This is a genomic window from Aliiroseovarius sp. PrR006 (genome assembly GCF_010500215.1).
Taxonomy (GTDB): domain Bacteria; phylum Pseudomonadota; class Alphaproteobacteria; order Rhodobacterales; family Rhodobacteraceae; genus Aliiroseovarius.
Genome location: NZ_JAAGOY010000007.1, coordinates 892,293 through 912,665, shown reverse-complemented (window position 1 = coordinate 912,665; position 20,373 = coordinate 892,293). Strand labels below are relative to the sequence as shown.

Here is a 20,373-nt window from a genome sequence, read left to right as displayed (position 1 = left end):
CCCGACAAGTCGCGACAAGCTGGGATCACAAGTTCGACGTGCAGGAGGAGCACGCCGGATCGAGAGGTCAGATGCTCTCATCAGGCGGCCCCTTTGCGCCCATGCAAAGGACCAGAACGAATGGCTAATAGACAAGTTGACCCCATCACGCTTTCGGTGGTGCGCGGCGTATTGGAAACCACTCAGCGCGAAATGACGCTGGCCCTAGAAAAGACCGCGCGCAGCTCGGTTTTCAATTTGGCGCATGATTATTCTACGGCGCTGTTCAACCACACACCCGAGATGATTTTGCAGGGTCAGGATATTCCGATTCACCTTGGATCGTTGATCCCGGCGATGAAGTCAGTCGCCAATTTCTTCGAGGGTGACATCCATGAAGGCGACCTGATCCTACACAATGATCCCGCCTATGGTGGCAGCCACATCATCGACACCTGCATGTATTACCCGGTGTTCTATGAAGGCGAGCTGGTGTTCTGGACGGTCTGCAAGGGGCACCTGACGGACATCGGCGGGCCGGTGCCTGCGGGCTACAACCCCGAAGCCAAAGAGATCTTTGCCGAAGGGCTACGCATTCCGCCGATCAAGCTGTGGGACAAGGGCGTTCCGCGCGATGACATCATGAACATGCTGCTGACCAACATGCGCGCGCGGCGCGATCAGGAAGGCGACTTCAATGCGCTGATCGGAGCGTGTCAGGTTGGCGCGCGCAACCTGACTGCGTTGATGGACAAATACGGCAAGGACGTGGTGCAGGAATGCATTGCCGAACTGCTGGACATGGCCAACGCCCATATGAACGGCCTGATCAGTCAGGTGCCTGACGGTACCTATTCGGGGACCGCCATTCTGGAAGATGCAGGTCACGGCTTTGGTGATTTCGACATCACCGCGGCGGTGACGATCACCGGTGACAGCTGCCATATCGAGATCGAAAGCCCGCCGCAGATTCCGTATTTCATCAACTCTTACGAGGGGAACAGCTACTCAGGTGTTTACTTGGGCCTGATGATGTTTGCCCAGTTGCCGCCGCCCTATAACGAAGGGCTGTATCGCAACGTGACGGTCGATATGGGCAAGAAGGGCACCCTGTGCAACGCGCAGTCGCCCGCGCCGCATATGAACTGCACCACCACGCCAATGGAAACGCTGACCGACGCGGTGCGGCTGGCCTTTGAACAGGCCGCGCCTGACAAAGTGTCTGCCAGCTGGGGCCATGCCAACGGGTGTAACATTGCCGGGTGGGATAGCCGCCATGACGAAGAATACGTCACTATGGTGCTGGCCTCGATCATCTCAGGCGCGGGCGCCACGGCAAGCCAAGATGGCTGGCACGCCTGCGGACCGGAGTGCTGTTTTGGCGCACTGACCTCGGGCGACATTGAGATGCTCGAGCACTCTTATCCGATCATCATCCACGAATATGGGCTGATGGAGGACAGCGGTGGCGCGGGCAAGTTCCGCGGCGGATCCGGCACACGCTGGGCGGTCGAGCCGCTGGACACCGACATGACGCTGGTCACCTTCGGCGAAGGGCGCCGCATTCCGGCCATGGGGGCCGCCGGGGCAAAATCCGAAATGGTCCACAAGAAGGTTGGCCGTCTTGAGATCACCCGCGATGGCGAAACCCAGATCATCACCGACAACGTGATCGAAACCATCAAACCCGGCGAGATCGCCGCCAACCTGAACCCCGGCGGTGGCGGCTTTGGCAACCCGTTTGAACGCGATCCCCTGAAGGTGGTCGAGGACGTCCGCAATGGCCTCGTGTCCATCGAAGGCGCGCGGCTGGATTACGGCGTGATCATTGCCGACGCCGACACACTTTCCATCGACGAAGACGCCACAGCCAAAGCCCGCGCCGCGGCCTGAAGCCCCTGACTGAAAGGAACAATACTATGCGAACCCAATATCGTCTGGGCATCGACGCCGGCGGCACATTCACTGACTTCATTCTTGCCGACAAAAAGGGCGGGACACGGATCTTCAAGGTTCTGTCGACCCCAACCGAGCCGACCAAGGCCATCAAGAATGGTCTGGCTCTGATCACTGAAGAAACCGGGCTGACGGCGCAGGAAATCGTGTCGAACTCGGACCTGTGCATCAACGGTACCACGGTCGGTCTGAACGCGCTGATCACCCATACCGGGGCCAAAACCGGCCTGATTGCCACCAAGGGGCATGAGGACTCGATCGAGATCCGCTTGGGTCACAAGGAAGACGGCTATCGCTATGACCCAGACTATCCGCCCGCGACCATGCTGGTGCCGCGCCACCTGCGCAAAGGTGTCAGCGAACGGGTGATTTCAGACGGGTCGGTGAAGACACCGATCAACGAGGAAGACGTGCGCGACGCCTGCCGTTACTTCATCGCTGAAGGCGTTGAATCGGTTGCGATCAGCTTTGTCTGGTCAGTGCTGCACCCCGACCACGAAAACCGCGCCGCCGAGATCGTCCGCGAGATGATGCCCGATGTGCGCCTGACCGTGGGTAGCCAGCTGTATCCGCAGGTGCGCGAGTACACCCGCACCTCGACCGCCATCGTGAATGCCTATCTGGCGCCGATCCTGCAACGCTATGTCGAAGCCATCGACGCCTATTTCCGTGAATTGGGTAGTCAGCACCCGGTGCGGTACTTCCAGTCCAATGGCGGGCTGGCGCTGGGCAAAGTGGTGTCGGATCAATCCGTTTATGCAATCAACTCTGGCCCGGCATCTGCACCACAAGCGGCACTGGACGTGGCCGAGCCTTGGGGTGACAAAAACATCATCACCTGTGACATGGGCGGCACCTCGTTTGACATCACCCTGACCAAGGACGGGCAGGCCAACGTCAACAAGAACATCGATTTCCTGCGCTATCGTATCGGTATCCCGATGATCCAGGTGGAAACCTTGGGCGCGGGTGGCGGGTCGATCGGCTGGATCGACTCGATGGGCCTGATGCAGATGGGGCCGCAATCGGCTGGATCGGAACCTGGGCCTGCCTGCTATGGCCAGGGCGGTGAGAACCCGACGACGACAGATGCCAACCTTGTGCTGGGCTATCTGAATGCAGACGGGCTGGTCGGCGGGCGTCTTCCACTGGACATCGACAAGGCGCGTGGCGCGATCAAGACGAACCTTGCCGACCCGCTGGGCATTTCCGTCGAAAAAGCCGCCTATGGCATGTTCACCATCGTTAACAACAACATGGTCAACGCCATCCGCCGGGTGTCGGTCGAACGGGGCTACGACCCGCGTGATTTCGTGCTGATGGGCGCTGGTGGTGCCACGGGTGCGCATATCACCGCACTGGCGCGTGAAATGGGGATCTCGAAGGTTCTGATCTCGAAACTGGCCTCGGGGCTATGCGCCTATGGGCAGATCATTTCGGACGTCAAATACAACTACATGGCGCCCGCGCCGATCCGTCTTGAGGGGGCTGCTGCTGCAAAGAAACTGGACGATCTGTTCACCTCGCTCGAGGCGCGGGGCAGGGTTGATTTGGCGGGTGACGGTTTTTCAGAAGACCGCATCTCGATCCGTCGGTCGCTTGATATGCGTTATGTCGGTCAGGTGCATGAATGCACGGTCGAGATTGATCCGTTCGAGGTGACGGAAGCCACGATCGAAGACATCAAGGCCGCGTTCCACGCCCGTCACAAAGAGCTGTACACCTATGACGAACCGCATAACGCGGTCGAGATCGTCAACGTGGAAAGCACGATTGCCGGTCACGTGGACAAGCCTGAACGCATGACCATTGCTGCTGGCAAAGGGGCGCACGAAACCCTGAAGGACACCCGCCCGATGGTGTTCAATGCCGATGGCATCGCGCAGGACACACCAGTCTATGACGGGTCTGCGATGGGCGCCGGGGACACGCTGCATGGTCCTGCCGTGATCGAAGAGGTCACGACCACCATCGTGGTCGAGCCCGGCTGGACCGTGAACCTGCACGACACTGGCGTCTACGTTCTGACTGCGGATGCGGAAACCGATCGCGGCCCGCTGGAACAGATCAAAGAACTGGCCGAGGTCTGAAGATGGCGCGGCGGAAAGAAACGGGTTCCTCCCTGGCGGCGTCCGGGGTGACAGTGGCCTTCGGCGGGTTCAAAGCCCTGACCGATGTCACACTGACGATCACCCCGGGCGCGGTTCATGGGCTGATCGGCCCGAACGGGGCCGGTAAAACCACCATGGTCAACACGTTGACCGGGTTTCAAGCACCGACCTCGGGCACTGTGACCCTTGGGGACCGGAATGTCGGTACCTTGCCGCCGCACCAGTTGCGCCGGGCGGGCGTGGCCCGCACCTTTCAGGCTGGCCGCTTGTTTACCGGTCTGGACGTTCTGGACAACCTTGCTGTCACCGGCGTTGGGCTGGGGCACACCCGCGCGGCCTCGGAAGCCGAGGCATTGCGGTTGCTTAGCTGGATGGGCGTCCTCCATCTGGCCCAGCAACCCGCAGCGGGGCTCCCTTACACCGATGAGCGCCGCGTCGGCATTGCCCGGGCGCTTATGTTCTCCCCCAGCTTCCTTCTGCTCGACGAACCGGCGGCGGGCATGTCCGAAGCCGAGGCCGCCGATCTGGCCACGCTGATCAAACGCGTCGCGGACGAGCTGGGCATCGGTGTTTTGCTGATCGAACACAATGTTGGACTGGTTCTTAGCGTCTCGCACCACGTCTATGTCCTCGACGCAGGGCAGGTGATCGAAGAAGGCGACCGCGCGCTGATTTTGGCCAGCCAGAAAGTGCGCGATGCCTATCTTGGCGCCGATAGCGAGGCCGCGTGATGACCAAGCTTGGAGTATATGACCTTGAAGTGCGCTATGGCAAAGTTCCGGCGCTTGGCGGGGTGACGCTGCACCTTCAGGAAGGTGAACGCCTGTTCGTGTCGGGGCCCAATGGCGCGGGAAAATCCTCGCTGCTCAAGGCCATCGCGGGCGCTGTGTCCAGCAGCCACGGGCGGGTTGAGCTGGACGGCGACATCATCACCGGAAAAAGCGCCGAGGCGATTGCGCGATACGGCCTGTCGATGGTGCCTGAAGGGCGCGATATCTTCAGCACCCTGACCGTCGAGGAAAACCTTCGCGTCGGCACCGGTATCCGCGCCGACAAACAGGCCATTGAAGGTGACATTGCCGAAATTTACGACGCCTTTCCCATCTTGGGTGAACGCCGCCATGCCAATGCCGGGGCGCTGTCGGGCGGGCAGCAACAGATGCTGGCCATCGGGCGTGGGCTGATGACCAACCCGAAACTCATGATGGTGGACGAGCCCTCGCTGGGGCTTGCGCCGAACATCGTTGACCAAGTTTACGACACGCTTGTCGCCCTGCAACAGGAGCGCGGCCTGACGCTGCTGATCGTCGAGCAAAGCTCGGCCCGGGCGGCACGGGTTGGCGGGCGCATGGTGCTTCTGCGTGGTGGTCAGGTGGTGGGAGACGGCGACGCGGCCGAGTTCGCCGAGCGTGACCTTCTGAAAGAAGCCTATTTCGGTCAGGCCGATCAATCCAAATCTACGGAGGAAGCACTATGAATGCTGTCCCTCAGCTGTTCTTCGATGCGGCCTCGCTGGGTGGGATTTATGCCATGGCGGCACTGGGGATCGCGCTGATCTTCGGCGTGATGAACTTGGTGAATTTTGCCCACGGTGAATACATCGCCTTTTGCGTCTTTGCCTTGATCGTGCCGTCGTCGGATGCAGTGGCGGTGATGTTCTTGGGCAAGGCGCCCGCGATCCTGCTTATCCCTGTCCTGCTGGCGTTTGGGGCGCTGATCGCGGTGGCATCGGAATACGTTGTCTTCCGACAATTGCGCAACGCCAATCCGGTTGCGATGATGATCTCGTCCTTTGCACTTGGTTTTGTCATACAGAACGCCCTGTTGGCGGTCTATGGCAGTCGGCCCAAGGCAATCAGCTTGTGGCCTGACCTCAACACCCCGGTCTCAGTCGTCGGCGCGTCTGTCCCGCTGTTGCAGCTTATCGTCATCATCACCACGCTTCTGGTGGTCAGTGTGCTGGCGCTTTTGTTGAAGAAAACCCGCGTTGGCCTTGAGATGCGCGCCGCGGCCGAGAATTTTACCATGGCACGGCTTTTGGGGGTGCGCGCAAATGTCGTGATCACCGGAGCCTTTGCCCTGTCCGGCGCGATGGCCGCAGCTGTGGCGATGATCATGGTCACCCAGACCGGTGTCGCGGATGTCCGAATGGGCGGGCAGATCATGCTTGTGGCCTTTATTGCGACGGTGATCGGCGGGCTTGGATCACTGCCCGGCGCGGTTGCGGCAGGCTTCCTGATCGGGGCTGTGTCGGTCGTCTTGCAAGCCGCTTTGCCGCTTGAGGCACGACCGTTTCGCGACGCTTTCCTTTACACGCTGGTGATCGTCAGCCTGCTGCTTCGTCCGCAGGGTCTGTTCGCATCGGCCTCTGCCAAGCCGAGGGTTTAATCATGATGGATACACACCGCCAGAACCGACTTCGCGCACTGACCACTCCTGTCATCCTGATCGCAATCCTATTGGCCTTTGTACTGATCATCACGGCCACGGGCGACAAGTCCTTGGCACGCATGGCGGCGCAAACCCTCATCCGAGTGACCTTCGTGGTCGGGCTGTGGATCTTCGTCGGAAACTCAGGCGTGGTCAGCTTTGGGCACGCCGGATTCATGGCAATCGGAGCCTATTGTTCCGCGTGGCTAACGCTGCGCCCTCAGATGAAAGGCATGTTCCTGCCCGACCTGCCGCCTTGGTTGGCTTCAGCTGAGTGGCCACATCTGCCTGCCACGGTGGTCTCGGGTCTGCTGGCGGCTCTGGTCGCCCTGATCGTGGGCGCGGCCATCCTGCGTCTGTCGGGCATCGCGGCTTCGATCGCCACCTTCGCCTTCCTCGCCATCGTGAACACGGTCTATTCGAACTGGGAGGGTGTGACGGGCGCGACGTCTTCGGTCGTGGGTTTGGACCGCTACGCAGATGAATGGGTCACGCTGATCTGGGCCTGTGTGGCGGTGGCTGCTGCTGCTATCTATGCCAACTCAGCCTCGGGACTGGCGCTTCGGGCAACCCGTGAAGATGAAGTCGCCGCAGCGGCGTCTGGTGTGAACATGTACCGCCACCGGCTTTTGTCACTGGTGCTCTCGGGCTTTTTCACCGGCGTCTCGGGCGTCCTTCTGGGCCATTCCTTGGGCGTCCTGAACCCCAACAGCTTCTACCTTGGCATCACCTTCATCACCCTCGCGATGCTGGTCGTCGGCGGCATTGGCAGCCTATCGGGCGCCGTGATCGGTGTGCTGGTCCTGTCTGTGCTGATCGAAGGGCTGGTCCGCTTCGAGCGCGGGATTGATATCGGGGGCGCCAGCTTTGCGCTGCCCAGCGGCGCTCAGGAAATCCTGATCGGCATCATCATGATCCTGGTGCTGATCATCCGCCCAACCGGCCTGACCGGTGGCCGCGAGCTTCGCCTGCCCGCATTCAGGTGGCGCGTACGACATTCCAAACAAGAACCACAATCTACCAACTGAGGAGAAAACCTATGAAATGCTTAGCAACCGCTATGACTATAAGCCTCGCAACGGCTGGTGCAGGTCTGGCAGACGATATCACCGTCGGCTTTGCCATCGCCAAGTCAGGCTGGCTTGAGGCCTATGACACACCCGCCACCACGGCCGCCCGCATTCGGATTGACGAGATTAACGCCGCCGGTGGGTTGCTGGGGCGCCACATCTCTTGGATCGAAGCTGATACCAAATCCGATCAGGCCCAGTCCGCAAGCGCCGGTCTGCAATTGATCGACGAAGGCGCCGATATGCTGGTCGTCAACTGCGACTATGACTTCGGTGCACCGGCGGCCTTGGCGGCCGAGGGGGCTGGACTGAACTCGTTCTTCCTGTGCGCGGAAGACATCAAGGCGGGCATTCAAGGCGTCGGCCCAAACAGCTTTTCGGCCTCGGTGCTGGCAGCGGTGCAAGGCGCGACCATGGCCGAGTGGTCCTTAGGCGAACGCGGGGCGAAAACCGGATATGTGCTGCTGGATACCACGATCGAGTACAACAAAGGCATATGCACAGGCTTTGATTGGATGTTCCCCAATGCCGGTGGCGACATCGTCGGGCGTGACACCTTCAAAAACGGTGATGCTTCGATCGCCAGCCAGATCACCCGGATCAAGGCGCTTGAGACTGAACCGGACGTGATCATGCTGTGCAGTTATATTCCCGGCGCAGCCTCGGCTGTGCGGCAGATCCGTGCCGCGGGGATCAACTCGCTGATCCTGAACGGCTCGGCTGTCGATGGCTCCTATTGGCTGGACGCCACGCCCAACCTGTCTGGTTTCGTGGTGCCCGTGCAGGGTTCGATCTATGGCGATGATCCGCGCTCGGACGTCGAAGCCTTCAACATGGCCTATGAGAAAGCGACCGGCAGCCGTCCTGCCAGCCAATACGCCTATCCGGGCTATATCCTGATCGACCTATGGGCCAAAGCGGTCGAGCGAGCTGGTAGCCTTGATGGTGCGGCTGTCACCGCCGAGCTTGAGAAGATGCGCGACGAACCCACGGCGTTCGGCCCGCGCAGCTTCTCTGATGCCATCCACCACCAGAACTCTGCCGAGATGCAGATCATTGAAATCAAGGATGGAACCCCCGGGGTGGCTGGCAACTGGAGGATCAGTACTCCGGTTCCGCTGGAGGTCTTGCTGAACTAATCTGGACCATCCTAGTCAGATAGCAAACCTAGACGTCTCTCATGTGATATGAGGGGCGTCTTTCCTATGATCTGAACGCTGAAAACGATCTCAGAAACAGCGGTTGATTTGGGTCGGTCGGCACCAATCTGAGTTGCCAATGCTTCTCGGCGATCATGTTGATCTATAAGGCAAAGCGGACTGCCCTTGCCCGAAGCCCGAGGGCAGTCAATCTAGCATGTTCGCGACGCATCCACAGCGACGGCTTTCCACGCGATTACCAGATGCGGCGCGCCCGTGATCGGCAGAATTCAGTCATACAAAAAAGGGCGGCTGGTATGCACCGGCCGCCCTTGGTTTTTCGGTTCGCGTCAGGTCAGAACGTATAGTCCAGACCGACCGTCGCACCCAAGGCGTTCCAGCCGTTGCCGCCACCATCAACGAAGACCGACCCGTTGATCAGCAGGTTGTCATCGTTCTTGTAGTCCAGACCGATTTCAACGCGGCCAGAGTGGCCTTCGGTTGCCGACGCAGCGACGCCACCGTTGTTGAAGTCATATGTCCAGATCGACTTGGCGCTGAGGTTGGCCGTCAGGATCGCGCCACTGCCAACAGTGTAGCTGCGCGAGATCGTCGGGCCGAGCTCGAACGATCCAAAGGACGTGGTCACCGGGGTCACAGCGATGTTGTTGCTGTCCAGATAGGCATCGGTGGTTTCTTCAAACCACGACAGGCGTGCTTCGGGCTGGATGGTCAGATCGCCGACCTGAAAATCGCCGATCAGGGCCGCGGTTGCCAGCCAGCGTTCCGCGCCAACTGTGTCGGTGTAGGTGCCAAAGGGCGAAACGTCGTTCGACGACCGACCCCAGGCCACGCGGGCATCCAGATACAGGTTGTCGTGAACGCGTTTGGTCAGGTACGGGCCAACCATGAAGCCGCTGCCCGAGATTTCGGCGCCAGCGCCGCTTAGGCGGGCATGGTCAAGCTGTAGGCCCAGACCGATCAGAAGATCGGAATTCACCAGACGGTCAACACCCATGTGGATGATGTTGAAGTCACCATCCATATTCCCGGCCGAGAACTTTGCATGTGCAGCTTCGATCCAGAGGTCATAGGGCGACGTCGGTGCGACGGCGTTGGACGAGGCCAGAAAGCTGCCACCGGCAGCCGCTTCGCCTTCGGGCGCGGTGCTGTTGCGGCTGGCAACTTCGCCCGCGGCAGCAACATTGCGGCTGCGGCTGTTCAGGCGACCGATGCGGCGTTCCAAGTTGGGACCGTTCTGAATGATCAGACGGCCACGCGCTTCGGACAGGGTCGCGATCAGCGCTTGTGCCTCGGCGGCAGGATCAATGATTTCGAGGTCAATGAATGACGAGACCGCACCGCTTCCAGCTTGATAGTACGTGGTGATCACGATCTGGTGCGGCCCGGGGGCAATATTCCCCGGAAGCAAAACCGTACTGTTGATCGAGAACACGTCGGTGCTGTTGCCATCGGCAATATTGGTGCCCGACGCCAGAAGCGTCACGCCATCAAGATAGATTTCCCACACGGCGGTCACGGGACCGTGTCCAGCGTGCCAGATGGTGTAGTCGAAACTGACGTCGATCGAGTCACCCGGCTGTGCGGTGGCTGTGGACGCCGAAATGTTCGAGTTACCGTAGTTGCTGTGCGCCTGGGCTTGCGTGGCGCTGAACAGGCCAACGGCCAGCACAGCGACAAGTGCGCGCATTCCTTTGAACATGCCGGGCACACCCTTCCAGCCCTGCGTGTTCATCCCTTGTTTAGTGGCCATCCCCTAGCTCCTTATGGCTCAAATATTTATGCCTTTTGGCGTAATTGGCAGGCATCAGTCATGACGAGAGGTCCAGGGTGAGCATTTGTTTCCATGCGCTTCTATTGGCGCAATCTGTGTGCTTCTTTGCCCGAGAAATACCGTCAAGATAAAATTGTTACCCTAGGGTTAATTTCTATTAACCTTTGAAGGGGACGGGGTGGGCGATTTCTACTCAAAAGGCGAAAAATCCCGGACGGGATAATTATGCTACAAAAATGTTCATCTGTGGTAGAGCTTGCGAAATACAATGGAACCAGCGGTGGATCGCTGGCTCCGCCTAAAAGACTAATCGGACTGGGAGGCACGCCTTATTTGATGCGCGTCAGATCCCAGAACGCCCCGTCGCGAAACAGGCGCAATACAATCGCAGCCGATTTGGGGGCTGAAACCCCCTCGGCGGCGAATTTGTTTGGGGGGGTGAATTGCAGGTCCAGATCGGTCTGAGCGGTGCCGTCCACCAACAGTGCGTCGACGGTGATGTTCTGGGCATCACGCGGTTGCAGCTCCAGATCATACAGATAGATCGCAATCTCGTTTTCTGAACGTACCAGCTCGATATGGTTGTGCTGCGTAATGTTCACCTTTCCGCCGTGACGCCCTTGGTGATCGGGGCTTTCATGGGCGATGGCGGTCCCAGTCGTGGCGAGCGCAACCGCAAGTGCTGCGAAGAGTTTCGTGATCTTGGGCAGAACCATATCGTTTCGCCTTTTCTGGTCGTTAGAGTGGCACATCAGCGAGGTCGTCATCACGTTCCACATTATCGCGGCGGATGTCGACCTAAAAGAACTGGCGCGCAGTGTTTCCGTTGCCAGCTGCATCATATCCCGTCTGATGGCGCATCGCTGGGGCGTATCAAGCACACCTTCACGCCGCCCAAATCGGACTGATCCAGCGACAGGGCGCAGCCATGTGCCTCGGCCATGCGCTGTGCGATACTCAGCCCCAAACCCGTACCCGGCTGGTCCGGGTCCAGCCGAGTCCCGCGCGCCAGCACCGCATCGCGTTCTTCTTTCGGGATGCCGGGGCCGTCGTCTTCGACGCTTAGATACACCTGCATTTGATCTTGCCCGCCACGCACGGCAATCCGGCTGCCCGACCACTTCACTGCGTTGTCCAGAAGATTGCCCAGAAGCTCGGTCAGGTCGTATTCGTCAAAGGGCAGATACAGAGGACGGGGGAGGTCGATTTGCCACTGGATGTGCTCGGTGCCGGGTTGGCGGCCAAGTGCTTTGCGCAGGCGGTCGATAATCGGGCCTGCATCGCATTTCAGCAGCGCCTGCTGACTGTCGCGGGTCGAGGCCAGTTCCCGTTCGACGATGTGTTGAATGCTGGTGACTTCCGTCATTAGGTCGTCGGCAAGTTTATCTTGGCCAGACCGCCGCACCTTGCGCTCGATCCCATGCATGATCGTCAGCGGGGTCTTCAGTCCGTGGGCCAGATCGCCAGCACGCGAGCGGGCGCGTTCCAGCGCCTCGGCATTGACGTTCAGAAGCTGATTTACCTCTTCGACCAGCGGCAGAACCTCGGACGGATAGTCCGACGACAGCCGCCCGTTTGGGGTGTGGGACACATGGGCGATCTCGGACTGGATTTTCTGTAGCGGCTTGAGGCCAAGGCGCACTTGAAACCAGCTGGCGATCATTAGGAACAGCCCCAAGATGCCCAGCCAGAAAACCGAATTCGTCGTGAACCGAGAGACAGACATATCCAGATCCGCCCGGTCGATTGCCACGGCTAGAAAGACCTCTTTCCGCGTGTCGCCGTCACCCATCGTGATGATCCAGCTGGCCACGGCGACGGCATCTCCGCTGCCTGTTGTCACGTCGATGAAAGTGATTAATCCTGCGGTTTGCGGACGGGCCAGTTCCAGCGGTGCGGCCCAGAAGGATGGCGATAGAAGCGGTTCGGCGTCATCAATCTGCACTTGCCAGTAATAGCCGGACAGCACCTGATTGAAGCGCGGGTCGGGGATCGGAGTGACCTCGATCGTGCCCTCAGCGGTGGCCGAGACATTCCCGCTGAGCTGGATCAGATAGGTCTCAAGCTCGTCCCGTGCGCGGTCTTCGAAATAGAGACGAAACAGGAAGTTAAAGACGATGGCGGTGGCCACCAAGGCAATCGCTGTTGTCATGGCGGCGGCCAGCAACAGGCGAAGGCTCAGGGATAGCTTCATGCGTCTTCCCCGGCGATTATGTATCCGAACCCGCGACGTGTTTCGATTACCCCGCCGCCGATCTTGCGACGCAGGCGCCCGACCAGAACCTCGACCGCGTTGCTGTCAGGTTCCTGATCCCGGTAATAGATATTCTCGACCAGCTCTTCCTGGGTCACCACCTCGCCGCGATGATGCAGCAGATAGTTCAACAGCCGATATTCCAAGGGCGTGACTTTCAACGGACGTCCGTCAACCGAGACACGCATCTGCCGCAGATCCACCCGCAGCGATCCGGCTTCAAGGATCGTGGCCTTCTGGCCGGTCGACCGGCGCAACAGGGCGCGCAGACGCGCGATCAGCTCCTCCATCTGGAAGGGCTTGCCCAGATAATCATCCGCACCCGCGTCGATCCCTTCGACCCGCTCGTTCCAGTTCGCGCGAGCGGTCAGCAGGATCACGGGCAGGTCCAGCCCTTCGTCCCGCCAGGCGCGCAACACAGACAGGCCGTCGCGCGTGGGCAGGCCAATATCGAGGATGGCCGCGGCATAGCTTTCGGTGCTGCCCAGAAACCAGCCTTGCTCGCCATCATTTGCGATTTCGGGGATCAGCCCCTCACCTTCCAGAACATCTGCGATCAGCTCGGCGATCTTCTGTTCGTCTTCCACGATGAGGATACGCATTCAGCACTTCCGTATGCTTGTGATCCGCCCCGAGCCCGCATCAACCGAGACCGAGACGACCGCGCCGGACTGATCAACGATCAGCACTCTAAACTTCGTTTGCTTTCCTGTGTCAGAAAACCCGACTTGCAGCAACTTGCCCGGCTGTTTGGATTGTACGTTTTTCAAGATCTCTTGTAGCGGCCGCGCCTTGCCGCGCGTAATCGCGCGTTGGGCGCGTTGATAGTCCTGGCGCGAAATCTGGGCGTTCCCAGTGATAGGAGAACTTCGGCAGGTTCCCGGTCCGCTGGGTCCGCTTGCGCTGGTCGGAGCTCCACCGTCCGGACCGCTCGGTTCACTGGATGCGCTGGCTGGAGTAGGCGGTGACACCGGGCTGACCGAGGACGAAGAAGAGGCGGGGCTGGACGAAGAGGATGCGCTAGAAGACGATGCGCGCGCCTGACTTAGTCCGACAATGCTGGGGGCCATATAAGCACTGGCGGCCCCCAATCCTAGCCGGATCAACGCGGCGCGGCGTGATATGCGCTTGCCGTCACTCATTGTGCCGCCACGCTTTGGGGTGCAGGAGTAATCAGACGCGCGCGGGCCAAGCTGCGCATCAGGTTCTCGCTGTCTGTGGAAATCTGGTCGACCGGCACGTCGGGAAAGGCCTCGGATAAAATCTCGACGATCTCGTTCAGGTCGGTCGGTTCTTCCAGCAGGTTCCAGATCGCTGCCGACACTGGGTTCAGTCGGAAAATGCCAATCCCGGATCCGTCGGCCAAAAACGCTTCGTCCCCCACCACGCTTTCGGTTACGCCATCGGCCTGTGCATAACAAAGCTCTTTGACGAAGGCGAGGGCAGGGTGGATCGGCTGATCAAGCGGGGCCTGACGGTCATCCTGTGCAAAATCGGTCAGTTGCGCGGCCGGAAGGTTTGCCAGGTCGGGATGGGTTGACAGGTATTCGGCGGCCTCTTCGGCGCAATGATAGCTCAGCCGATAGATCGGCAAGTGGCGCGATAAAAGGTCGACCGACCGCAGGATCGCCCCGGCATGGCGCGTGCGGGCGAAGTTTTGCGTGATCAGGCTGGCCAGCGCGTCTTCGCGCTCCATCGGGCTGAGCTGCGGCGGCTGCGGCGCGTCGCTACGCTCGAGCATCACCATCGCGCCTAAGGGCATGGTCTCGCCCCATGGGGCAACCGGTGCATTGGAAAGGTATTTGTATTGCCGGTTGGACGGGCCCGGATCCTGGGCAACGTCGGTATGAAACGCGTCGCTGAAGCCTTCGGGCACAGGCAACCGCAGGCGCGGTTGAATGCCGTTCGCGATGCCTGCGCAGCTTTGGGTCTTGGCATCCACGCGGACAGGCAGAAAATCGTCGGAATACAGGGGTCTACCCAGACGCGCCAAGGCAATAGCCAAGGTGCTTTTGCCAGCGCGTCTGGCATTTGGCATCACCACAAGACGCCCATTAAACTCAATTGCTGCGGCGTGCAGACACAGAAGGTCCGGGTCCGAGCGCAACCGCTCCCACGCCATTTCGGCGATGATGTCGCAGACCGTGTTGACCCCATCCCAGGTGCGGGGCGTGTCGGGCTGGTCTGCGCGGATCACGTGCCAGCGGTCTGGTCCGGCGGGACGGATGGTCACGAAGGGTGGATTGCTTGGTGGAGTGTTCAGGGTGTGGTGCGGCCAAGCAGACAGGACCGTAGGCAACATCGCTGCAACCTCGTCTGCGTTTTCCAACGCGACGGGAGGCTTCAGTCCTTCAAAGTGCACATATTGCGGTTCCACCACGCTCCGCTCCTACTTGTCGCTGATCATACCAGCGATTTCCCCGTGCGCGTCAACGCAATCTGGCCTGCCCACAACCGATATGCGGGCAGGCCATTGATCAGGTGGGGATATCCTGGATCAATTTAGCTTTCACAAACTTTAACACCGTCTTCGCGTTCAACAACGGTGCCGCCGCCGGCTTCGCATTCTTCAGCCGTTACCACACGGGGACCGCTGGGGCCGCTGGACTCGGACGGTACGCTTGCTTCGGACGGCTCGCTTGCCTCGGACGGGTCACTTGCAGGCGATGGATCACTGGCTTCCGACGCAGCACTTGCCGCCGACGGAGCGGACGATGCGTGTGCAGCCGACAGCGTGGTCAGCGCCGGTACCGAATAGGCGGCCAATGCCAGCCCACCAATGCGGGTCAGCGCCTTGCGCCGGGAAAATACCTTGTCGTCTTCTTTGGTCATGTGCTCTGTCCTTTACTTTTCGTTCCGGCGCCATTGATTCGGACGCCTCAACCCCTGATAGCAGTTCGGACGCGTCAAATTCCTGAATGAGAGTGTCAGCGTTTTGTCAGATTGCGATCCCGGACCATCATCCGTATCGAAAACGGCCAGCGATGAGCTGAAGGTAAAATCAATCGTCACCGCTGCCTGCGACGGCTAAGTTGCAAGTGATGGAATCGCTTACACTCCTCTTCGTGCCGCTCTCGCTGATCGCAACTGCAGTGATGGCGGCCTCGGCTGCAATCCAGGCGCGCCGCTTCAACCTTGATCTGTTCGGCGCGACTGTTCTGGGTGTTGTCACTGCTGTTGGCGGTGGCACGTTACGTGATGTGCTTCTGGGGCTGACCCCTGTGTTCTGGATCTCGGACTTGCGCTTTCTTCTGGTGGCGGTCCCGTCTTCGCTATTGAGTTTCCTTATCGCCGCACGCATGCCGACAGGCAACGGGCGGCGGCTTGCACTTCTGATGTATCTGGATGCGGTCGGATTGGCGCTGTTCACCCTGACCGGTGTTCAAGTCGCGCTAGAGGCCGGTGTGGCGCCGGTTCTGACGATTGTGATCGGTTGCGTGACTGGCACGGCCGGTGGCATGATCCGAGATCTCTTGTGCAACATTACCCCAAGCGTCTTGCGTGAAGACCTGTATGCTACGATCTCGTTGGCAGGAGGTGCCGCCTATTTGGCGTTCTCCCAGTTTATGGGGGAATCGACGGCGACACTTGTAACGTTCGGCCTCATCCTTCTTGCGCGCCTCGTCGTGCTGTGGATGAATCCCCCAAAGCCGGACCAAGAAGCTTCCCGGAACTAGGCCGCGCTTAGTTTCGGAAGCCAACACCGTTTATTCGCTTTCTTCCAGCACCTTGCGGGCCGCGCGGAAACACTCCAGTGCCTGTGGCACGCCACAATAAATCCCGATGACATGGATGATCGCGCGGATTTCTTCCTTGCTGACGCCGTTTGTGAAGACGCCGCCGACCAGCCCATCAGGCGAGCCTAGCGGCGGTCCTCACCGCTGAGACCTTCAAGAATGGGGCAATCAGGGCGGTGGTCGCCTGCACACTCTTTAGACAGATGGCTCAGCGTGGCGTGCATGGCTTGAAGATCATTGATTTTCGCCTCGATCTCTTTCAAGTGCTTGCTTGTGATCTCTTTCACATCTGCACTGGCGCGTGTTTCATCCTCGTAGAGGGCAAGAAGGTTTCGGCAATCATCAATGGTAAAGCCCAAGGCGCGCGCGCGGCTGAGAAAGGTCAGCTTGTGCAGGTCGATTTCGCGAAAGACACGGTAGTCGTTTGTATCCCTAAGCGGTTTAACCAGACCGATATCCTCGTAGTAACGAATGGTCTTTGCGCGAAGACCGGTGCGTTTGGACACATCTCCGATGTTCAAGTTCATGGTAGCCTCCCCTTCAGTTGGCGGCGGTGGCAGGTTTCAAAGTCGCTGGGCGCGTGGCTGATGGCAATGCGTCTGCACCAATTGCAGGCCTGACCCAGCGCAGTCGCAAGGCGTTTGACAGGACGAACACGCTGGACAGCGCCATTGCACCGGCGGCCAGAACCGGTGACAGAAGCAGGCCAAACGTAGGATATAGCACCCCGGCGGCCACCGGGATCAGGAGTGTATTGTAGCCGAAAGCCCAGAACAGGTTCTGGCGAATGTTGCGCATGGTCCGGGCCGAAATGTCGAACGCGTTGACCACGCCGGTCAGATCGCCGGACATCAGCACCACATCTGCGGCTTCGATGGCCACGTCGGTGCCGGTACCAATGGCGATCCCCACATCGGCCGAGGCCAAGGCAGGGGCATCGTTGATCCCGTCCCCGACAAAGGCCAGTTTGCCACGTTCCCGCAGGTTGCCAAGGGCCGTAACCTTACCCTCGGGCAGCACCTCGGCCACGACTTGATCGATGCCCAAACTGCGCGCGATGGCATCAGCTGTGCCCTGATTGTCGCCTGTGATCATGGCGACTTTCAAACCCAAATCGTGCAGAGCGTTAATCGCTGCGGGTGTCGTGGGTTTGATCGGGTCCGATACGGCGATGGCGGCGGCAATCTTGCCGTCGATCGCGGCATAAAGTGGGGTGCGTCCTTGCTGCCCCAGCTCGGTTCCGGTGTTGCCGAGCTTGCCCAGGTCAATGCCGTCACGCGCCATCAGTCGGTCCGCGCCGATCAGAATGTGCCGCCCTTCCACAGTCGCGGTGACTCCGTATCCTGTGATTGACGCGAATTTCTCGACGGTTGGAAGGGACAGACCACGCCCGTCGGCCGCCCGCAGGATGGCCTCGGCAATCGGATGCTCGGATCCGGCTTCAACGGCCGCAACAACCCGCAAGACTTCATCACGATCATAGCCATCTGCCACAATCAGGTCGGTCAGTTCCGGCCTCCCGGCGGTCAGCGTGCCGGTCTTGTCCAGAGCAACCACCTGTGTTTCGCCCAGCATTTGCAACGCGTCACCTTTGCGAAACAACACCCCAAGCTCGGCGGCGCGTCCCGTGCCCACCATGATCGAGGTGGGGGTCGCCAGACCCATTGCGCAGGGGCAGGCAATGATCAGGACCGCAACCCCTGCGACCAGAGCGAAGCTCAGCGCGGGATCGGGGCCGAAGATCAGCCAGGCCACGATGGTCACTGCAGCCACGCCCATAACGGCAGGAACGAACCAAGCGGTAATTCTATCCACCAGACCCTGAATCGGCAGCTTCGCGCTCTGCGCCTGTTCCACCATCTGAATAATCTGGGCCAGCATCGTGTCGGCACCCACCTTGGTCGCCCGGAAGCGCAGCGCGCCAGTGCCGTTCACGGTGGCCCCGACCACTTCGGCCCCAGCAGTTTTTTCTACTGGAACCGGCTCGCCGGTGATCATGCTTTCGTCAACATAAGAGCTTCCAGACAGGACTTTTCCGTCGACGGCGATTTTTTCACCGGGGCGTACATGGATCACGTCGCCCACTGCTATGTCATCAATCGGAACTTCAACGATGTCGTCACCCCGTTCGACCCGGGCCGTTTTGGCCTGTAGCCCGATCAGTTTGCGGATCGCTTCGCCGGTGCGGCCCTTAGCGCGTGCCTCAAGCCAACGGCCCAGAAGGATCAAAACGACAATCACTGCCGCAGCCTCGAAATAGACATTTGCTGTGCCCTCGGGCAGCAGGCTGGGTGCAAAGGTTGCAACGACTGAAAAGCCGTAGGCCGCCGAGGTCCCCAAAGCGACCAGAGAGTTCATGTCTGGAGCGCCCCGAAACAGCAGCGGAAACCCCTTGGTGTAGAAGCGCAACCCGGGCCCGAATAGCACGATCGTCGTCAATACGAACTGCAGAAGGCGGCTGGTCTGCATGCCAATGCTGCGTTCGATCCACATGTGCATGGCCGGAAACAGATGGCTGCCCATTTCAATCACAAAGACGGGCAGAGCCAGTATGGCAGCCACAAATGTAAGTTGCCCCAGCCGGGTGATCTCGGCCAGTTTTCGGCTCGCCTTATCGGGATCGCTTCCTTGCTTGACCTGTGCCGGATAGCCCAAGTCACTTGCCACACGGGCCAAGTCCGCTGGAGCGACGACCCCTTCGGCGTATCTTACATGCGCAGTTTCGGTGGCCAGATTGACCGATGCGGTCAGAACTCCGGGCACCGCGGTCAAGGCACGCTCGACACGGCTGACACAGCTTGCACAGGTCATTGCTTCGATTTGCAGTGTGACCTCGGCCATCTGGGCCGGGTATCCGGATTGCTCTAGCGCGTCAGCCAAGGCCGTCAGGGTTGCGGGTTCGGAAAACACGATGTCAGCGCTTTCGGAGGCCAGATTGACCGCAGCGCTATCGACGCCTGGAACGGTCGTCAAAGCCTTTTCGACGCGGCTGACACAAGATGCGCAGGACATGCCGTCCACGGACAGCCGGATTTGGGATTTCTCGGACATGGGACCCTCCACTAACCGGGTATTCGAGTCGAACATGGGGGTTCCAGTAAGGGGAGGGTCAAGGGCCGAACATCACGTTTTCTTGAGCATTGACCTTCCCCCATGGGAAGCCCCACCTGCAACCGTGAAGCCACAAGAGGAGCCCTTGAATGCGTAGATTCCACGTCCCCGACATGAGCTGCGGACACTGTAAAGCCGTGATCGAGAAAGCTGTTCTAACCGCAGATGGGCAGGCGCAACTGGCGTTTGACCTCGACGCCCACGAGGTCAGAATCACCAGTGAAATAACGGATCACGAACTGCTCGCCATACTTGCCAAGGAAGGCTATCCAGCGACAATTTTGGTTTAGATCAATGCGCCATGGAACCTGTCGCCATCCCCAAGTGATGGGGTTGGTGGTGATTTCCAATGGCCATAAGGCCGAAGAAGCCCAGCGCCCGGATTATCTCAGCGTCTTTCGATGAGGTAACGGTCCAAACAATTTCATCCCCGTTCAAAAGCACCTGACTTGTCCAGCCCGTGTCAGCACTTAACACCGGCGCATGCGCAGGGACCATGCGGGATACCGCGCCTCCTCCAGCACCGGTGGTTTGCACGTGGAACCGTGCGCCTTTTGGCACGTCTTCTGTTGTCACTTCGGCATGCGTCACCAAGTCATCCATGTCGATCAGATGCTGGCGCAGGGCCGCAATATCGACCGCCGACCAATCTGTTTCTGGGTCGGCGCGCAGCAAGGCAACGATCTCGGCAATCGCGGCAAACGCGCCCTGACCGGGCTCGGCAGGCAAGACGGTCTGCGGCATATCACCCGAATGGTCGTGACTGTGCTGTGCGTAAATCGGCGCGGCCG

Annotated in this window: 19 protein-coding genes and 1 pseudogene; 10 read left to right on the top strand and 10 right to left on the bottom strand. The window is 59.8% G+C overall.

From position 1 onward, the window contains the following. The first annotated feature begins 120 nt into the window (after nucleotides 1-120). The 7 genes from G0Q00_RS12940 to G0Q00_RS12910 are packed head-to-tail and all read left to right on the top strand — an operon-like array spanning nucleotide 121 to nucleotide 8,685. Nucleotides 121-1,872, top strand: a complete 1,752-nt coding sequence (locus G0Q00_RS12940; RefSeq protein WP_163039946.1) for a hydantoinase B/oxoprolinase family protein — start codon at nucleotides 121-123, stop codon at nucleotides 1,870-1,872. Nucleotides 1,873-1,898: 26 nt separating this feature from the next. Continuing rightward, nucleotides 1,899-4,025: a hydantoinase/oxoprolinase family protein gene (locus tag G0Q00_RS12935; RefSeq protein ID WP_163039944.1), complete on the top strand. Its 2,127-nt coding sequence runs from the start codon at nucleotides 1,899-1,901 to the stop codon at nucleotides 4,023-4,025. Between the two features lie 47 nt (nucleotides 4,026-4,072). Next, the gene (locus G0Q00_RS12930; protein ID WP_370458569.1) at nucleotides 4,073-4,777 is read left to right on the top strand and encodes an ABC transporter ATP-binding protein; all 705 of its coding nucleotides are present in this window, start codon (nucleotides 4,073-4,075) and stop codon (nucleotides 4,775-4,777) included. Beyond that, the gene (locus tag G0Q00_RS12925) at nucleotides 4,777-5,523 is read left to right on the top strand and encodes an ABC transporter ATP-binding protein (RefSeq protein WP_163039940.1); all 747 of its coding nucleotides are present in this window, start codon (nucleotides 4,777-4,779) and stop codon (nucleotides 5,521-5,523) included. Before G0Q00_RS12930 ends, G0Q00_RS12925 begins: the two co-directional genes overlap by 1 nt. After that, nucleotides 5,520-6,434, top strand: a complete 915-nt coding sequence (locus tag G0Q00_RS12920) for a branched-chain amino acid ABC transporter permease (protein ID WP_163039938.1) — start codon at nucleotides 5,520-5,522, stop codon at nucleotides 6,432-6,434. Before G0Q00_RS12925 ends, G0Q00_RS12920 begins: the two co-directional genes overlap by 4 nt. Nucleotides 6,435-6,436: 2 nt before the next feature. Next, complete coding sequence (locus tag G0Q00_RS12915; protein WP_163039936.1) at nucleotides 6,437-7,504, top strand: branched-chain amino acid ABC transporter permease; 1,068 nt, start codon at nucleotides 6,437-6,439, stop codon at nucleotides 7,502-7,504. 32 nt (nucleotides 7,505-7,536) lie between these two features. Beyond that, entirely contained in the window at nucleotides 7,537-8,685 is a 1,149-nt protein-coding gene (locus G0Q00_RS12910; protein ID WP_239058437.1) for an ABC transporter substrate-binding protein, read from the top strand. Nucleotides 8,686-9,040: 355 nt separating this feature from the next. On the opposite strand, the gene G0Q00_RS12905 is transcribed toward G0Q00_RS12910, so the two are convergent. The 4 genes from G0Q00_RS12905 to G0Q00_RS12890 form a co-directional block, all read right to left on the bottom strand. Beyond that, nucleotides 9,041-10,459 carry an autotransporter outer membrane beta-barrel domain-containing protein gene (locus G0Q00_RS12905; protein WP_163039932.1) on the bottom strand — a complete coding sequence of 473 codons (1,419 nt, stop codon included), beginning with the start codon at nucleotides 10,457-10,459 and terminating at the stop codon, nucleotides 9,041-9,043. 350 nt (nucleotides 10,460-10,809) lie between these two features. Continuing rightward, nucleotides 10,810-11,247, bottom strand: a complete 438-nt coding sequence (locus G0Q00_RS12900; RefSeq protein WP_163039930.1) for a hypothetical protein — start codon at nucleotides 11,245-11,247, stop codon at nucleotides 10,810-10,812. Between the two features lie 71 nt (nucleotides 11,248-11,318). Next, nucleotides 11,319-12,674 carry a HAMP domain-containing sensor histidine kinase gene (locus tag G0Q00_RS12895; RefSeq protein ID WP_163039928.1) on the bottom strand — a complete coding sequence of 452 codons (1,356 nt, stop codon included), beginning with the start codon at nucleotides 12,672-12,674 and terminating at the stop codon, nucleotides 11,319-11,321. Beyond that, complete coding sequence (locus G0Q00_RS12890; protein ID WP_163039926.1) at nucleotides 12,671-13,336, bottom strand: response regulator transcription factor; 666 nt, start codon at nucleotides 13,334-13,336, stop codon at nucleotides 12,671-12,673. Before G0Q00_RS12890 ends, G0Q00_RS12895 begins: the two co-directional genes overlap by 4 nt. Before the next feature lie 253 nt (nucleotides 13,337-13,589). On the opposite strand from G0Q00_RS12890, the gene G0Q00_RS12885 reads away from it, so the two are divergent. Continuing rightward, nucleotides 13,590-13,778: a hypothetical protein gene (locus G0Q00_RS12885; protein WP_163039924.1), complete on the top strand. Its 189-nt coding sequence runs from the start codon at nucleotides 13,590-13,592 to the stop codon at nucleotides 13,776-13,778. Between the two features lie 94 nt (nucleotides 13,779-13,872). On the opposite strand, the gene G0Q00_RS16015 is transcribed toward G0Q00_RS12885, so the two are convergent. Then, nucleotides 13,873-15,114, bottom strand: a complete 1,242-nt coding sequence (locus G0Q00_RS16015; RefSeq protein ID WP_163039922.1) for a PqqD family peptide modification chaperone — start codon at nucleotides 15,112-15,114, stop codon at nucleotides 13,873-13,875. A gap of 122 nt (nucleotides 15,115-15,236) precedes the next feature. Next, nucleotides 15,237-15,566 (bottom strand): hypothetical protein, encoded by a 330-nt coding sequence (locus G0Q00_RS12875; protein ID WP_163039920.1) that lies wholly within the window; start codon nucleotides 15,564-15,566, stop codon nucleotides 15,237-15,239. 209 nt (nucleotides 15,567-15,775) lie between these two features. Between G0Q00_RS12875 and G0Q00_RS12870 the strand changes: the two genes are divergently transcribed. Continuing rightward, the gene (locus G0Q00_RS12870; RefSeq protein ID WP_203564983.1) at nucleotides 15,776-16,411 is read left to right on the top strand and encodes a trimeric intracellular cation channel family protein; all 636 of its coding nucleotides are present in this window, start codon (nucleotides 15,776-15,778) and stop codon (nucleotides 16,409-16,411) included. 30 nt (nucleotides 16,412-16,441) lie between these two features. Here the strand turns inward: G0Q00_RS12870 and G0Q00_RS12865 are convergent. The 3 genes and pseudogenes from G0Q00_RS12865 to G0Q00_RS12855 all read right to left on the bottom strand — a co-directional run. Next, a pseudogene (locus G0Q00_RS12865) lies at nucleotides 16,442-16,573 on the bottom strand (carboxymuconolactone decarboxylase family protein); the annotation flags it as partial. A gap of 23 nt (nucleotides 16,574-16,596) precedes the next feature. Beyond that, nucleotides 16,597-16,992, bottom strand: a complete 396-nt coding sequence (gene cueR / locus G0Q00_RS12860; protein ID WP_163040396.1) for a Cu(I)-responsive transcriptional regulator — start codon at nucleotides 16,990-16,992, stop codon at nucleotides 16,597-16,599. A gap of 19 nt (nucleotides 16,993-17,011) precedes the next feature. After that, entirely contained in the window at nucleotides 17,012-19,522 is a 2,511-nt protein-coding gene (locus tag G0Q00_RS12855) for a heavy metal translocating P-type ATPase (RefSeq protein ID WP_163039919.1), read from the bottom strand. 149 nt (nucleotides 19,523-19,671) lie between these two features. On the opposite strand from G0Q00_RS12855, the gene G0Q00_RS12850 reads away from it, so the two are divergent. Further along, a complete protein-coding gene (locus tag G0Q00_RS12850) occupies nucleotides 19,672-19,872 on the top strand; it encodes a heavy-metal-associated domain-containing protein (RefSeq protein WP_163039917.1) in 201 nt (66 codons plus the stop codon). Nucleotide 19,873: 1 nt separating this feature from the next. Here G0Q00_RS12850 and G0Q00_RS12845 read toward each other — a convergent pair whose 3' ends face one another. Next, nucleotides 19,874-20,326 carry a hypothetical protein gene (locus G0Q00_RS12845; RefSeq protein ID WP_239058436.1) on the bottom strand — a complete coding sequence of 151 codons (453 nt, stop codon included), beginning with the start codon at nucleotides 20,324-20,326 and terminating at the stop codon, nucleotides 19,874-19,876. Nucleotides 20,327-20,373: the final 47 nt, after the last annotated feature.

Coding starts and splice junctions, on each gene's coding strand:
- G0Q00_RS12940 (WP_163039946.1), top strand. CDS start 121: ATGGCTAATAGACAAGTTGACCCCATCACGCTTTCGGTGGTGCGCGGC.
- G0Q00_RS12935 (WP_163039944.1), top strand. CDS start 1,899: ATGCGAACCCAATATCGTCTGGGCATCGACGCCGGCGGCACATTCACT.
- G0Q00_RS12925 (WP_163039940.1), top strand. CDS start 4,777: ATGACCAAGCTTGGAGTATATGACCTTGAAGTGCGCTATGGCAAAGTT.
- G0Q00_RS12920 (WP_163039938.1), top strand. CDS start 5,520: ATGAATGCTGTCCCTCAGCTGTTCTTCGATGCGGCCTCGCTGGGTGGG.
- G0Q00_RS12915 (WP_163039936.1), top strand. CDS start 6,437: ATGATGGATACACACCGCCAGAACCGACTTCGCGCACTGACCACTCCT.
- G0Q00_RS12910 (WP_239058437.1), top strand. CDS start 7,537: ATGACTATAAGCCTCGCAACGGCTGGTGCAGGTCTGGCAGACGATATC.
- G0Q00_RS12905 (WP_163039932.1), bottom strand. CDS start 10,459: ATGGCCACTAAACAAGGGATGAACACGCAGGGCTGGAAGGGTGTGCCC.
- G0Q00_RS12900 (WP_163039930.1), bottom strand. CDS start 11,247: ATGACGACCTCGCTGATGTGCCACTCTAACGACCAGAAAAGGCGAAAC.
- G0Q00_RS12895 (WP_163039928.1), bottom strand. CDS start 12,674: ATGAAGCTATCCCTGAGCCTTCGCCTGTTGCTGGCCGCCGCCATGACA.
- G0Q00_RS12890 (WP_163039926.1), bottom strand. CDS start 13,336: ATGCGTATCCTCATCGTGGAAGACGAACAGAAGATCGCCGAGCTGATC.
- G0Q00_RS12875 (WP_163039920.1), bottom strand. CDS start 15,566: ATGACCAAAGAAGACGACAAGGTATTTTCCCGGCGCAAGGCGCTGACC.
- G0Q00_RS12870 (WP_203564983.1), top strand. CDS start 15,776: ATGGAATCGCTTACACTCCTCTTCGTGCCGCTCTCGCTGATCGCAACT.
- G0Q00_RS12855 (WP_163039919.1), bottom strand. CDS start 19,522: ATGTCCGAGAAATCCCAAATCCGGCTGTCCGTGGACGGCATGTCCTGC.
- G0Q00_RS12850 (WP_163039917.1), top strand. CDS start 19,672: ATGCGTAGATTCCACGTCCCCGACATGAGCTGCGGACACTGTAAAGCC.
- G0Q00_RS12845 (WP_239058436.1), bottom strand. CDS start 20,326: ATGCCGCAGACCGTCTTGCCTGCCGAGCCCGGTCAGGGCGCGTTTGCC.